This is a genomic window from Candidatus Accumulibacter contiguus (assembly GCF_036625285.1).
Classification (GTDB): Bacteria; Pseudomonadota; Gammaproteobacteria; order Burkholderiales; family Rhodocyclaceae; genus Accumulibacter; species Accumulibacter contiguus.
Genome location: NZ_JAZKUC010000001.1, coordinates 3653465 through 3665786 on the forward strand (window position 1 = coordinate 3653465; position 12322 = coordinate 3665786).

At 65.1% G+C, this 12322-nt stretch carries 22 protein-coding genes; 19 read left to right on the forward strand and 3 right to left on the reverse strand.

Translation table 11 applies throughout. From position 1 onward, the window contains the following. Positions 1-32: 32 nt before the first annotated feature. Both V5B59_RS17195 and V5B59_RS17200 read right to left on the reverse strand, forming a co-directional pair. Positions 33-794, reverse strand: a complete 762-nt coding sequence (locus V5B59_RS17195; RefSeq protein ID WP_332352078.1) for a hypothetical protein — start codon at positions 792-794, stop codon at positions 33-35. Between the two features lie 24 nt (positions 795-818). Continuing rightward, the gene (locus tag V5B59_RS17200) at positions 819-1217 is read right to left on the reverse strand and encodes a hypothetical protein (protein WP_332352079.1); all 399 of its coding nucleotides are present in this window, start codon (positions 1215-1217) and stop codon (positions 819-821) included. Positions 1218-1478: 261 nt separating this feature from the next. Here V5B59_RS17200 and V5B59_RS17205 point away from each other — a divergent pair, with 261 nt between their 5' ends. Together V5B59_RS17205 and V5B59_RS17210 are read left to right on the forward strand one after the other, a co-directional pair. Then, positions 1479-1781 carry a helix-turn-helix domain-containing protein gene (locus V5B59_RS17205; protein ID WP_332352080.1) on the forward strand — a complete coding sequence of 101 codons (303 nt, stop codon included), beginning with the start codon at positions 1479-1481 and terminating at the stop codon, positions 1779-1781. Between the two features lie 34 nt (positions 1782-1815). Then, the gene (locus tag V5B59_RS17210; RefSeq protein WP_332352081.1) at positions 1816-2253 is read left to right on the forward strand and encodes a hypothetical protein; all 438 of its coding nucleotides are present in this window, start codon (positions 1816-1818) and stop codon (positions 2251-2253) included. Between the two features lie 96 nt (positions 2254-2349). Here V5B59_RS17210 and V5B59_RS17215 read toward each other — a convergent pair whose 3' ends face one another. Beyond that, positions 2350-2817, reverse strand: coding sequence for a hypothetical protein (locus tag V5B59_RS17215; RefSeq protein ID WP_332352082.1), 468 nt, complete (start codon positions 2815-2817; stop codon positions 2350-2352). A 100-nt stretch (positions 2818-2917) separates the two neighbouring features. Between V5B59_RS17215 and V5B59_RS17220 the strand changes: the two genes are divergently transcribed. The 17 genes from V5B59_RS17220 (at position 2918) to V5B59_RS17300 (ending at position 12321) form a co-directional block, all read left to right on the forward strand. Then, entirely contained in the window at positions 2918-5227 is a 2310-nt protein-coding gene (locus tag V5B59_RS17220) for a DDE-type integrase/transposase/recombinase (protein ID WP_332352083.1), read from the forward strand. Positions 5228-5314: 87 nt separating this feature from the next. Then, positions 5315-6070, forward strand: a complete 756-nt coding sequence (locus V5B59_RS17225; protein ID WP_332352084.1) for an ATP-binding protein — start codon at positions 5315-5317, stop codon at positions 6068-6070. Next, entirely contained in the window at positions 6070-6732 is a 663-nt protein-coding gene (locus V5B59_RS17230; protein ID WP_332352085.1) for a hypothetical protein, read from the forward strand. The genes V5B59_RS17225 and V5B59_RS17230 overlap by 1 nt, the downstream gene beginning before the upstream one ends. Next, positions 6729-7100, forward strand: coding sequence for a LacI family transcriptional regulator (locus tag V5B59_RS17235; RefSeq protein WP_332352086.1), 372 nt, complete (start codon positions 6729-6731; stop codon positions 7098-7100). Before V5B59_RS17230 ends, V5B59_RS17235 begins: the two co-directional genes overlap by 4 nt. Continuing rightward, entirely contained in the window at positions 7097-7363 is a 267-nt protein-coding gene (locus tag V5B59_RS17240) for a hypothetical protein (protein WP_332352087.1), read from the forward strand. Before V5B59_RS17235 ends, V5B59_RS17240 begins: the two co-directional genes overlap by 4 nt. Beyond that, positions 7360-7851 carry a regulatory protein GemA gene (locus tag V5B59_RS17245; RefSeq protein WP_332352088.1) on the forward strand — a complete coding sequence of 164 codons (492 nt, stop codon included), beginning with the start codon at positions 7360-7362 and terminating at the stop codon, positions 7849-7851. The genes V5B59_RS17240 and V5B59_RS17245 overlap by 4 nt, the downstream gene beginning before the upstream one ends. Then, complete coding sequence (locus V5B59_RS17250; protein ID WP_332352089.1) at positions 7848-8204, forward strand: hypothetical protein; 357 nt, start codon at positions 7848-7850, stop codon at positions 8202-8204. The genes V5B59_RS17245 and V5B59_RS17250 overlap by 4 nt, the downstream gene beginning before the upstream one ends. Next, positions 8201-8371 carry a hypothetical protein gene (locus V5B59_RS17255; protein WP_332352090.1) on the forward strand — a complete coding sequence of 57 codons (171 nt, stop codon included), beginning with the start codon at positions 8201-8203 and terminating at the stop codon, positions 8369-8371. The genes V5B59_RS17250 and V5B59_RS17255 overlap by 4 nt, the downstream gene beginning before the upstream one ends. Continuing rightward, complete coding sequence (locus V5B59_RS17260; protein WP_332352091.1) at positions 8368-8676, forward strand: hypothetical protein; 309 nt, start codon at positions 8368-8370, stop codon at positions 8674-8676. Before V5B59_RS17255 ends, V5B59_RS17260 begins: the two co-directional genes overlap by 4 nt. A 10-nt stretch (positions 8677-8686) precedes the next feature. After that, a complete protein-coding gene (locus V5B59_RS17265) occupies positions 8687-9223 on the forward strand; it encodes a host-nuclease inhibitor Gam family protein (RefSeq protein WP_332352092.1) in 537 nt (178 codons plus the stop codon). A 22-nt stretch (positions 9224-9245) separates the two neighbouring features. Further along, positions 9246-9404: a hypothetical protein gene (locus V5B59_RS17270; RefSeq protein WP_332352093.1), complete on the forward strand. Its 159-nt coding sequence runs from the start codon at positions 9246-9248 to the stop codon at positions 9402-9404. A gap of 101 nt (positions 9405-9505) precedes the next feature. Continuing rightward, on the forward strand, positions 9506-9718 hold the full coding sequence (locus V5B59_RS17275; RefSeq protein ID WP_332352094.1) for an HU family DNA-binding protein: 213 nt from the start codon (positions 9506-9508) through the stop codon (positions 9716-9718). Positions 9719-9805: 87 nt separating this feature from the next. Continuing rightward, entirely contained in the window at positions 9806-10093 is a 288-nt protein-coding gene (locus V5B59_RS17280; protein ID WP_332352095.1) for a hypothetical protein, read from the forward strand. Then, positions 10093-10500 carry a Mor transcription activator family protein gene (locus V5B59_RS17285; protein WP_332352096.1) on the forward strand — a complete coding sequence of 136 codons (408 nt, stop codon included), beginning with the start codon at positions 10093-10095 and terminating at the stop codon, positions 10498-10500. The genes V5B59_RS17280 and V5B59_RS17285 overlap by 1 nt, the downstream gene beginning before the upstream one ends. A 120-nt stretch (positions 10501-10620) precedes the next feature. Next, complete coding sequence (locus tag V5B59_RS17290) at positions 10621-11136, forward strand: phage tail fiber protein (RefSeq protein WP_332352097.1); 516 nt, start codon at positions 10621-10623, stop codon at positions 11134-11136. 14 nt (positions 11137-11150) lie between these two features. Continuing rightward, positions 11151-11687: a hypothetical protein gene (locus V5B59_RS17295; protein WP_332352098.1), complete on the forward strand. Its 537-nt coding sequence runs from the start codon at positions 11151-11153 to the stop codon at positions 11685-11687. Positions 11688-11691: 4 nt separating this feature from the next. Then, positions 11692-12321: a hypothetical protein gene (locus V5B59_RS17300; protein ID WP_332352099.1), complete on the forward strand. Its 630-nt coding sequence runs from the start codon at positions 11692-11694 to the stop codon at positions 12319-12321. Position 12322 lies beyond the last annotated feature (1 nt).

Below are 12322 nucleotides of genomic sequence, written 5' to 3' on the forward strand. Positions count from 1 at the left end.
ATTAATGCGGGAAGTAGGAGAAAAGTGAGTTCCTACGATATCCACCGGGAGTGTGAGGGAGGGGGATAGTTGGCACAGAGCGGGGGCGGGGGAATTGTGAGGCGGGGGGGATGAAAGGCTTGCTGTGCAAGGGTTTGAGGGGTGGGGGGCAAAAATGGCCGGCGGTTTTGGGTTTGGCACAAAATGGCTGGATTTCCGGTCCGAATGCCCGGCGTTAAGGTGGTATTTGGCACAAACTGCACAGCGTTCGGGCCTTTGATCTGGAGCAGGCGGGGCGGGGGGCGTTCTGCGTGGGGCGGCGTTACATCGGGGTCCAGGTTAGCGTCGCGAGGGATGGCGACGATGGGCCGCAACGATCCAAGGTCGCGGCGGTTGCTTTCGGTCAGGCGCTGTTCGGCCCTGCGGAGCGCCTCTATTCTGGCTTCGAGCCAGCGCATCAGGTCGGCGTAGCGGGCGGCGGGAATGAGGCGGTGCGCCGTGACCTTGGCCTTGGCGTTGAGGGCTTTCCTGGCATCGCTGCGGGTGATCTGGCGGGCCTTCAGGGTGTTGTGCAGATCGACCCATTGGTCGCGCCGTTCGACCAGGTCGGCCTTCTGGGCCTTCGAGATGAGCACGACCGACGGCGGCGCGAGCAGCACCACCTTGAGCTGCATCTGCCCCCCGCCGAGGTGGTTGATGCCGCCCTTGATGACCACCTTCTTTTCCTTGATTGGCAAGGGTTTGAGGCTGGTTGACGCTGTTTCGGTTTGCTTCATCAGGCCGATGACCTTGGCTATTTTTTCTTCTTCTTTCACCACGTTCCTCCTGGAAATGCGGCGCTACGCCGCGAGTTTGACGATATTCATGACTTTCTCCTCGGTGACGCTGGAGTCCTCCAGCAGGTCATAGACCGCCAGCAGTAACTCGGCTTTTGCGGCGGGCGCCATGACGCGCTCGGTCGCCTTCAATCCCATTTCGATGGCCTTCAGGGAGATGCGCATGCGCTCCCGATCGAGCGCGCCGGGCGTTTCCGCGCCGGCCAAGTCCTCGATCCGCATGGGACCTTCCCCCGTCATCAGCCAGTTGGCGTTGATCCCCGCCCGAACGAACGCCGCCCCAAGGGTGATCCCCGCCTCGTTACGCCCCTCCTCATTTCGTTGGTAGGTACGCACGTTGTAGCCACTTTGTACGCAAAAATTGGCTTGGCTAAGGCCGAGATACGTCCTGGCTGTCTTCATCCGAGTGCCAATTTGCTGCCTTTCAGTGGGCGATTCGACAACAGTGGAAGTGTCAACGAAAGTGTCAACGAAAGTGTCAACTTGGGCAGTGTCGTTGACACTTTCATTACCCGTTGATTTGTCTATGTTTTTCACTGTTTTGGCCGAATATAAGCAAACTCTAAAGTGTCAACGACAAACGTGTCTGTAAACGGTGTTGACTAACGACAAATTTGCGTATCTAATACCATCCATTCCAACACAAACCGATGCCGACACCAGATGACAATCCAGACCCCAAAAAAAGCCAGTCAAGAGGACTGGCACCCGGCGGACATCGTAGCCGCTTTGCATAAGCGCGGCATCACCCTGCGCGCCCTCGCCAAGCAGTGCGGGCTGACCAGCCCGACGACTCTTTCCAAGGCGATGACGCACTCCTATCCGGCCAGCGAGAAGCGGCTGGCCGATGCGGTTGGCGTCCCTGTTCAGGTGATGTTCGCCGCTCGCTACCACCCGGACGGGACGCCCAAAGGGCGCGGTATCCGGGGGGCTCACGTGCTTCATTCTAGCCATTCTGGTTGCTAACACAATGGCAATAACGCACGACGGAGTAAACACCATGAAAACGAGTTTTGATCCTCTGACCCGCGACCTTTTCGAGGTGCCTGTGGAGGTGGTTCCGGTACCCGGTTCGCTCGATTGCGGACGGGCGATCCGGCACGTGTTGACCGACCTGATGAAGCGCTCGACGCACTCTCGGCAGGCCGTTGCAGAGCAGATGAGCGCGCTGACCGGGGCGCCGATCAGCAAGCATCAACTGGACTCCTGGACGGCCGAGAGTCGCGACGGCTGGCGCTTTCCGCTGGAGTACGTGCCGGCCTTCGAGGTGGCGGTGGAGACGCGGAAGCTGACCACCTGGCTTGCCGATTTGCGCGGCTGCAAGGTGCTGGTGGGCAAGGAAGCGCTCGATGCCGAGATCGGCAAGCTGGAGCGGATCAAGGAGGACGCGGGCCGGCGCATCCGGCGGATCAAGGACGTGATGGGGACGATGCAATGAGCACATTGAAAGCCCTGTGGGCAAACGCGCTGCTGTGGTTGATTCGGCCGGCGCTGGAGGAGCAGCAGCGCCGGGAAGATGCGTATGACGAGGCGCTCATGGAGCTTCTGGAAGAGAAGGTCCACAAGCCTCATCGGGAGCGGCAGTTTCTGGAGATGCAGGCGGCGCATGAGGAGCGGGTGCGGGAGCAGCAGGCGTTTGAGGCCCGCCATGCAGCACGGAGAGCCGCTTTCGCCGCTCGCTCCGCGACAACGGGCGCAACTTAGCCCCGTCGGCCGTGATGATCGTCACCGAAAGCGCGTCATGCGCGTCCCGCATCCGTTCGATGAAGCTGCGCAGCCAGGGAAGCGCGAAATCGTTCTCGTCGAACAGTTCGCGCTTCGCGGCAATCTCTTCGAGGGTTTTGGCCCAATGCAAATTCGCTTTCGGGTGCCTCAAGAGCATAGCGCTCAGTGCTTCCAGAACCTGCTGCTGGGCTTCGCTGCGCTGCCACAAGGCCTCTGTCTTGCGGCGCAGTTCGTGGAGTTCTTCGTTGATTTCGTCGAGCGGCGATTCATTTTCCATGAGGGGTCTCCAGTGAAGTGGTTGGGTTTGCAGATTGGATGCCTGCCTGCCCATTTTAACGACGCCGGCTGACCCCTCACCCCTTTCCAGAATGCCCCCCATGAACGCCCCTTTGCCCGCTGTTTCCGTGACCGCCACAATGGTTGATATCGCCCAGGCGCTGGGCGTGACCAAGCAAGCCGTTGCACAACGAGCGAACCGCGAAGCCTGGCCGTTCGAGGAGATCACCCTCCGCGGGGGCAAGCGCCGCCTCTACCCCCTCGCCACCCTCCCGGCCGATGTTTCACGGGCCGTGACGCATCACCGAAACGTCGTCGTTACAGTGAACCGGGGCGCGCGGATGAAGGCCCTGACCACCATGCTGGCCCAGTTTGAGGAAGAACAGGAAGCCGCCCGCGCGCGCCGCCAGCAGACCGCCGAGGCGGTGCTGCGCGACCTCGCCGGCGGGCTGTCGGCGCGCGAAGCGCTGACGCTTTCCGCGCACAGCGAGATCGCGCAGGGCTGGCAGGTGTGGTTCGTGAAAGCGCAGCCCCTCAAAAAATCCGCGAGCTGGGACCCCTACGCGCAGGCCTACAACGGCTTGGAAATCCCGGTCTCGAGGGCCGTTCGCGAGGCGTATCCGGCGGTCTCCGGGCGCTCGGTACAGCGCTGGGTGGCCGCCTACGAGGCGCAGAACCTCGCCGCCCTGGTCGATCGGCGCAACGGCGCCAAACTCGCCGGCCAGACGGTGTTTTCCGCCGTGCCGCTCCTGGCCGCAGCCGCCAAGAAACTGATGCTCGACCGCCCCGGCATCCGCACCGGGCAGTTACACCTGCTGCTGCACACCGCGTCGATCGACGCCAAGACCGGCGAGAAGCTCTTCCAGGCGCCGAGCTACGACCAGGTGATGCGCTTCCAGAAAACCTGGATCGCGGAGCACCGCGAACTCTACCTGCAGGCGACGAATCCGGACGCCTGGAAGAACCAGTGCATGCTGGCGTACGGCTCGTGCAGCGAGGACGTGCACGGCCTCAACGACCGCTGGGAGATGGACGCGACGCCGGCGGACTGGCTGCTGCTCGACACCGACGGCCAGCATAAACGGCACACGGTGAGCGTGATCATCGATGTGTGGAGCCGGCGAATGCTGGTGGTGGTGGCGAGGACGCCGCGCACGGTGACGCACTGCACGGCGCTACGCCTGGCGCTGCTCCTCTGGGGCGTGCCCACGGAAATCCTGACCGACAACGGGCAGGACTACCAATCCACACATTTCAAGCGCGCGCTGCTGGCGCTGGGTATTCAGCACCGGACGACGAACCCTTTCTCTCCCGAGGAGAAACCGCACGTCGAGCGCGCCATCGGCACCCTGAACCACTCGATTCTGGAGCTGCTGCCGCATTTCGTGGGCCATTCGGTGGCCGAGCGCAAGGCGATCGAGGCGCGGCGGACTTTCGCGGACCGGCTAGCGCGCAAGGGCGAGCTGGTGGACTTCGGCGAACTGGGCATCGAGGCGATGACGGCGGAAGCGATGCAGGCGCGGATCAATACCTGGATCGCCGGGGTGTATGAGCAACGGACCCATGCCGGCCTCGGCAGGAGCCCGTTCGCCCAGGCGGCGTCGTGGAGCGGCGAAGTTCGGCGGATCGCTGACGAGCGCAGTCTGGACCTGCTGCTCGCCAGGCCGGCCGACGGCGGGCAACGGACGCTGCAGAAGAAGGGCATCCGGCTCGACGGCACGTGGTTCCAGGCGCCTGAACTCGCGCGGATCGACGTCGGCAGCGTGGTGGACGTCTATGAAACGCCGGATCTCGGGCGGATCGTCGTCTATTTCCGCAAGAACTTCGTGTGCATCGCCGAAGCGGCCGAGCGCACCGGGGCGGACCGACAGCAGATCGCCCGGAAGGCGAGCGAGATCAAGCGCGAATTCCTGGCCGAGCAAAGACGACGCCAGAAAGCCGAAACCAAGGGTCTGGCGCCGACGGCCGAGGTGCTCGAACGGCATCTCGCCGACCAGGCGGCGGCCGCCGGCAAGCTGGTGGTGGGCGATTTCGGCAAGACGGCGACCGCGCACACCAGCCACGGGCTTACCGAGGCGGGCAAAGCGGCTGCCGCACTGGCCGGGCCGCAGCCTTCCGCCCGCGCGGCGGCGCTGCTGGCGCAAGCCGAGCAAGCGATGGCGGAAGCGCCGAGCAACGTCACCGAACTGCCGGCGGCCAAGGCGCACGCGACGCCGCTGGAAGGGCTTTCGAATCGCGAAAAATATGAGTTGTGGCTGCAGTACGACGCCCTGGTGACAGCGCACGGCGGCGAGGTGGAGGTGCTGGAGGAAGCCTGGCAACGGCGGTTCTGGCTGCATTTCCCCGGCACCGCGATTTTCCGGACCGAGGCGAGCATGGCCGCGGCGAGGCAAGAGGCGGACGCCCGTTAGCGGCGGGCGTCCTGGGATGACCGAGCGGGCAGGAACCCGCTCTGACTACAGAGAGGTGTGATTATGACGGAAAACAGGGTTCACGGGGTGGCGGGGGTCAGCAGCGTGCCGGATGGTGGGCACATCGCCCCGCTGACGAACATCGCGGTGATCGAGCAGGCGATTTATCAGCTCGCCGACCGCGGCGCGACCGACCCCGGCATGATGGTCGTCAGCGGGCCGTCGGGCTACGGCAAATCGGTGGCGGCGGCGTGGGCGAAAGCCCGGCACCGCGCGTACTACCTGCAGCTCGACGATTTTGTGAGCAAGAAGAGCCTGCTGGTGCAGCTCTGCCTGGTGCTGGGATTGTCGGTCGACGGCAAGCCGCCGAAGGGCACGATTCAGCAGCTCGCCGAGCGGGTGGCGGCGCAACTGCACCAGTCGAGGCGGCCCTTGATCATCGACGAGTTCGACTTCGCGATCGACAAGTCCCTGGTGATGGCAGTGTTCTCGATCTACGAGATGAGCCGGGCGAGCATCATTCTGATCGGCGAAGAAGCGATGCCGGCGAAGCTCAAGAAATGGGAAAAGTTCGACGGGCGCGTGCTCGATACGCTCTACGCCGAGCCGGTCAGCCTGGAAGACGCACGCCGCCTGGCGCGCGCCAAGAACGCCGGCCTGACGCTGGCCGATGACCTGCTGGCGCACCTGGTGACGATCGCCAAGGGCAGCGTGCGGCGGGTCTCCAACAACCTGCGGAAGATCTTCGAGACCGGCGCCGCCGAGGGCTGGGACCACTGTGACCTGGCGCGCTGGGGGGATCGGCCGCTGCAGCAGGCGGACGTGAAGCGGAGGGGGTCGTGATGTCGCGATTGCCTGTCGTGATGGAGCTGGCGGGTGGCAAGAGCCAGCGGCAACGGGTGTGGGAGGCGATCCGCAGCCTGTCCGCCTGCGCCCTCGGCGGCGGCGAAGAATCCCGGTGGTTCGCGGCAGACGACCTCTCGCGCCAGGCCAAGATCGAGATGCCGGTCGTTCGCGAATATTGCAAGTGCCTGGTGGCTGCCGGCTATCTGCGCAGCGCGACTTCTGCTGCCGGTCGAGGCGTTAAAACCTCCTTCGCCCTGGATAAAGATAACGGCATCGAAGCGCCTCGTGTACGCCGCGATGGCTCGCCAGTGACGCAGGGAAGCGGCACCCAGGCCATGTGGGACGCGATCACCGTACTCGATTCCTTCACGCCCGCATTTTTGGCCGAGCTGGCGATGGTCAAGCCGGCGACGGCGGCCAATTACTGCGGGTATCTCTATCGTGCCGGGTATCTCACCCTCCTGAAGCCAGGGCACGGCACCGGCCGCGGCGGCGTCGCCAGCGTCTGGAGCTGCGCGCGAGCGCATCGGAAAAAACCCCGCGCGCCGATGATTACCCGCCTCAAGGCAGTCTACGACCCGAACATTCACGAAATTGTCTGGCGGGAGGACGCGGGCACCGCGGCGGACCAGTGGGATGCGGGCGAGGTGATCGAATGAGCGTCCCGACCCCTCGCGAGTACATGGTCGAGCGCTGGTTCAGCGTGCTCGTCGCGGCGGTCGCGGCCGACCCGCGCGGCATCCAGGGCGTGGCGGATCGCCTCGGCCGCGGCTGTGGCCGGACGGCGCTCTCGCTGATCCTATCCGGCGCGTACCCGGCGTGGCCGGGCAAGGCCTCGCGCCGCGTGCTGGAGGTGTACGACGCCTACCGTTGCCCGTATCTGGGCCGCGACGTGCAGGCGAGTTTCTGCGCCGAGACCAACAGCGGCCCGGTGCCGACCTGGGACCCTGCCGCGCTCGATTTGCGCCGCTGCTGCCAGAAATGTCCACACCAACCCCCTTCTTCTCCATCCGGAGAAACGCCATGACCCACCCTCTGCTGAAACCCCTCCCTGTCCGCTCCGGCGTGGCGTCCCAGGACACCGTCGAAGCGCTGCACGATCTGGTCGAAGTGCTTTCAATCCTCCTGCTGGAGTTCACCGACGCCATCGACAAGGCCGCGGTGCGCGACGCCATGCAGCATCTCCTCGATGTGGCCCTGGTGCATGACGCGCTGGGCGGCTATGGCGTCTATCCGGCGCTCGACGCCGAGGAGGTGGCCGAGACTCCCGCCACGGAGGTGCGCACATGAGCACGACCACCCCCGAAGCCCGCAAGCCGGGCAGCACGCGCGGCCAATTGCTGGCCCGGCTGCACTGCATCAAGCACGAACGCACCTGGTCGGATGACGAATACCGCGACATCCTGCAGGGCGTCAGCGGCAAGCGCAGCGCCGCCGATCTGGATTTCGCCGGGCTCGCCCGCGCCGTCGCCGTGCTCGGCGGCAAACCGGTGCGCGTCGCCGCGGCGGACGTCGCCGGCGGCCACGCGGACGATCCGCGTTTCCGGACCGTCATCGCCCAGGCCAGCGCCGACAAGAAGCCGCTGCTGCGCAAGATCGCGGCCGTCTGCGGCGCGCTCGGCGCAAACGCCGCCTACGCCGAAGGGATCGCAAAACGTCACTCTGGTGGCGTCGATCGCCGTCTGGAGATGTGCAGCTACGAGGAGCTGTACAAGATCGCTCAGGCGCTGGTCAACACCCAGCGAGCGCGGCAGAAAGGCCGGGAGGTGCCGGCATGAACGCGCAAGTTTTCGGTTTCCCGGTCGGTGGCGGGACCTCCCCGGCGCTCTCCGAGCGGCGCGCCCTGCAGGGCGCACGTGTGCAGATGGATTTCACGACGCAGCTCGGCAAGCTCGAACGCACCCTGCGCTGGCTCGATCGGCACCAAATCGAAGTGGTGGCGTTCGCCTGCTCGACGCTCAAGGGAGCGCGCATCCACGCGCGCGGCGCCGGGCCGTTGCGGCGGATTCTCCGCGAGGAAATGTGCTCGCGCGGCCATTACGTCACTGGCGCTACACGGATCGAGCAGATGGAAGCGCGCGATCCGTCGACCGGCGTGCTGATCTGCTGGGAAGAGGAGGCGAGCGCATGAAACTGATCCTGCTCGCCTACCTGGTGCTGGCCCTATTCAGCCTCCCCCTGCGCAGCGCGCCGGTGCTGTGGTTCTGCCGCTGCAGCCGCGCCATCCGCCTGTGGCGAGTCCTGCACCATCCCTGGCGCGTGGCGTGGCAGCGGGCCTGCCGGGAGATCGCCCCATGATCACCACCGATGCCCGGACGGGCGCATCCGCCCCCGTGGATGGGCGGATTACCTGGCGATTCGAGATCGCTCTGCTGGCGCAGCATGCCGAGCGCCTGAGACAAACCAGCCCTATCACGTGGAAACGAATTCTGGAGTGCCTTCCTGTGTGCTCCGAGCGGGCGATGCGGCCCCTCGAGCTGAACCAAATCCTGCCGGACGTGGATCTGCGAACGCTCAGCAGCTACCTGTCTATGATGGTTGCCAGAGGCAAAATCCAGCGCATCGGGCGACCGAACCAATCCCGTTACTACCGTGAATCCTGAAAGGACCCCCATGCCTTCCCCCCGCAAGACCCGGATCAAAACCGGAACCGCTCACGAGGCGGTGCCGCAAAACCGCGACGAAGCCAATCACTCGGTCGCCGAGATCGGCACCGCCACGCGCGAAATCGCGCGCATCGAAGCGGAGATGAACGACCTCCTGGCCAAGATCAAGGACGAGTACGAAAATCATGCCGCTCCCTATCGCGAGCGCATCCTCACGATGACCCGTGGCGTGCAGATCTGGGCCGAGGCCAACCGGGACGAACTGACCCAGCATGGCAAGGTCAAGACGCACGACCTGCCCGCCGGTCAGGTCCTCTGGCGCACCCGCCCGCCATCGGTGCGCGTCACCGGCGCCGAAGCCGTGCTCGACCTGCTGCGGCGGATGCATCTCGATCGGTTCATCCGCCACAAACAGGAAGTCAACCGCGAAGCGATCCTCAACGAACCCGCGGCGGTCGCCCACGTCCCCGGCATCACGATCAGCCAGGCGGAAGATTTTGTGGTGGTCCCGTTCGAAGTCGAACTGGCCAACGCCATCGCTTAATCACCCCCTACCAGGAAAAATCATGACTAAGCAGGAAACCATCGCCGTTTGCCGGCAATGTTTTGGGACCGGCCCGGTGACCGCCGGCCAGAGCAGCGAAATCGCCTGGGCGCGCTGGAATGCCCGGCACGCGGCGACGCCCGATCCCGAGGACGCCGACGCCCCGGGAATCGGCGAGTGACCGACTTTGTTTGACTTTGATCTGACCGACATTCACTGAAAGAACTCGCCGGGAGGCGACCTCGCCCCTACCGATCCAACCCCCTGAAAGGAGCCACCACCATGCAACAGAAAGAACTCATCCAGACCGTCTCGAACATCACCTCCGTGAGCCGGAGCATCGTTGCCGAGATCCTCAAAACGACCGCCTGCGTAGTCGCGGAAACCCTGGCCGAGGGGGAGGAGACCGAAGTCAAGGTACCCCGGATTCGGGATCTTCAGCACGCATGTCAGCGCGACCCGCGTCATGCGGCTCAATCTCCAGGAGAGCAATGAGATCCGCACGGTCGGCGGCCGCAAGCGCCCCCGGTTCCGCCCCAGCAAACCGTTTGCCGAGTGCATCGATGGCCGAGGGAAAATCTGATGGGCGCGATCCCCCGTCTCGACGATCTGAAAACCGCCGAACTCCACGACACCGCCATCGCGCGCGCCGCGCGCGCCGAAATCGCGCGGCGCGCCGCGCGTTTATCGGAGCGGGCCGCCGACCGTTCGGCAGCCGCTGAACATTCGCCCGCCGAACGATGTGGCGATCGAACGCCTGGTCTTTCAGATCTGCCACTTCACGCTGGCGCCGCTGCGCCTCGTCTCGGCGTTCGTCAGCGCCGACCGGCGGCGGCGGGGCGTCGGTTGACCCTGCGCGCGCCGCGCTGATGGACAATCTGCCGCGATCGGTGCGCGAGATCCTCGCCCTGATCGGCCTTGCGCCGGCGCTGGCGCTGGTGCAGGCCTATGGCGGCTGCATCCTGCGCGTGCCGACCGGCGCGCACGCGGACGGGCAGGTGCGCGCGCGCCTGATCGGCCTGCTCGGCGGCGACGCGGCAGAGGTGTTCATCGCCCACTACGGCGGCGAGCGAATCTCGATTCCCCGCTGCGCGGCGGCGCTGCGCGACGAACGCGACGCGCGCATCATCGCCGCCTACACGGCCGGCCGGGCGGTGCCGACGCTGGCCAGGGAACACGCCCTCACCGAGCGCCAGATCCGCAACATCCTGAAGCGCGTGCCCGGTGGCGGATTCGGGAGCCGCGGCGCGGACGAGTTACAGATCCCGCTGTTTTAACGGGCGCGGTCCTCAATCCCCGGCGCGCGGGCGCAGGTTCGGCAGGAAGCGCTTCCTACCTTAATAAACCTACGCGCGCGCGTATGCTGGAATTCTTAACCATCCTTCGGAGTTGCGCTCATGCCCGCTTCCCTCTTTCTTCGATTCTTTCTTTTCCTGTGGGCGCTTCTGACGTGCTTCGTCCAGCCCGCGGTCGCAGGTTCTTTTACGGACTATGCCGAGAACAAGCTGGTCGACTACCTGTTCCGCGGCCAGGCGAGCGGCATCCCGGCAAGCTGGTACATCGGTCTGGATACGGTCGCCTGCGGCGAGACCGGCAGCGGCACCGAAGTGACCGGCGGCTCGTATGCGCGCGTCGCAGTCACCTCCTCACTGGCGAACTGGGCCGGCACGCAGTCTGCCGGCAGCACGACGGCCAGCAGCGGCACCGGCGGCACGACCAGCAACAATAACGCGATCACGTTTTCGGCGCCCACGGCTAACTGGGGTTCCGTCACCAGCGTGCGCGTCTGGGATGCCAGCTCCGCCGGAAATGCCTGGCTGTGCTTCAACCTGACGACCGCCAAGACCATCAACAACGGCGACGCAGCGCCCTCTTTTTCTGCGGGCGCGCTGACCATACAGGTCGACAACTAAGGAGTCCCAAATCCATGCTCACCGAAACCCAAATCGCCACGCTACGCACCGCCGTGATGGCAGAGCCGACCCTCGATACCGCTCGGGTGACGGGCGACGATTACGCGATTGCCGCCTGGTGCAATGCCGTCGCCTCGCCGGACTACAAAGTCTGGAACACGACCACGCCGACGGCGACGATCGGCGACGCGATTACCTGGGGGAACCTGACGCCCGTGGATACGCCGGATGGCACGGCGACGTTCACCAACCGTGCCTTGGCGGCGCAGGCCAAGCAATTGAATCTGCAGATCCTGATCCAGGGCCGGGAAACGCTGTCGAGCGGCCGGTCGAATATCCGCGCCGGTCTGCAGGATGCGCTCACCGACCTGCCGACTGGGACCAGTGGCGCGCTGCGGAGTGGCGGCTGGCCGGCGGTCAAATCGATCATCCAGCGCAATGCCACGAATGCGGAAAAAATCCTGACCAGCGGCGCCGGAACAGCGACCACGCCGAGTACCCTGGTCTTCGAAGGTCAGGTCACGCCGAACGAAGCGTCGCTGTTGCGATAACGCCATGACCACCACCACCCTGACCAAAACCGCCGGGACCGTCCTGCTGGCGCATACCCAATGCGCCACGGCGACGATTACCGTCGGCAGCGCAGTGGACGTCTCCACCAAGCTGGGTCCCGCCACGGCGTATGTCAAGATGGGCCGGACCATCGCCAACGTGCTGACCAATAATGTCAAATTCCGGATGGACGGGTCCGCAAAAACGAGCGGGAACGACGAATGGGTGCCGTTGTATGAATGGCAGTCGGCCAATGGGGGCACCCTAGCCAGCAAGACCACGTTGAACGACGCCGCGTGCGACCCCGGCGATACCTCATTCACCCTGACTAGCGCCACCGGATTTACTGCGGGCGATCTGGTCTATCTGCGCGAGACGGGCACCCCGGCGAACAGCGAGTGGTGCCGTGGCAAGTCGACGTCTTCGAATACGCTGATCCTCGAGGAAGCGCTGACGCGTGGGCACACCAACGGGATCGATGTCACCGATCTGGCCGAGGTATTCGCCATCCCGTTCGATGTGTCCGGGCAAGTGCGCGTCCGGCTGGTCGTCGATACCGCCAGCGCCGCGTCCGGGCAGACGGTGGACTGCATCGCCTGGCTGGTGACGGCAGACAGCGCCAATACCGCCTAGC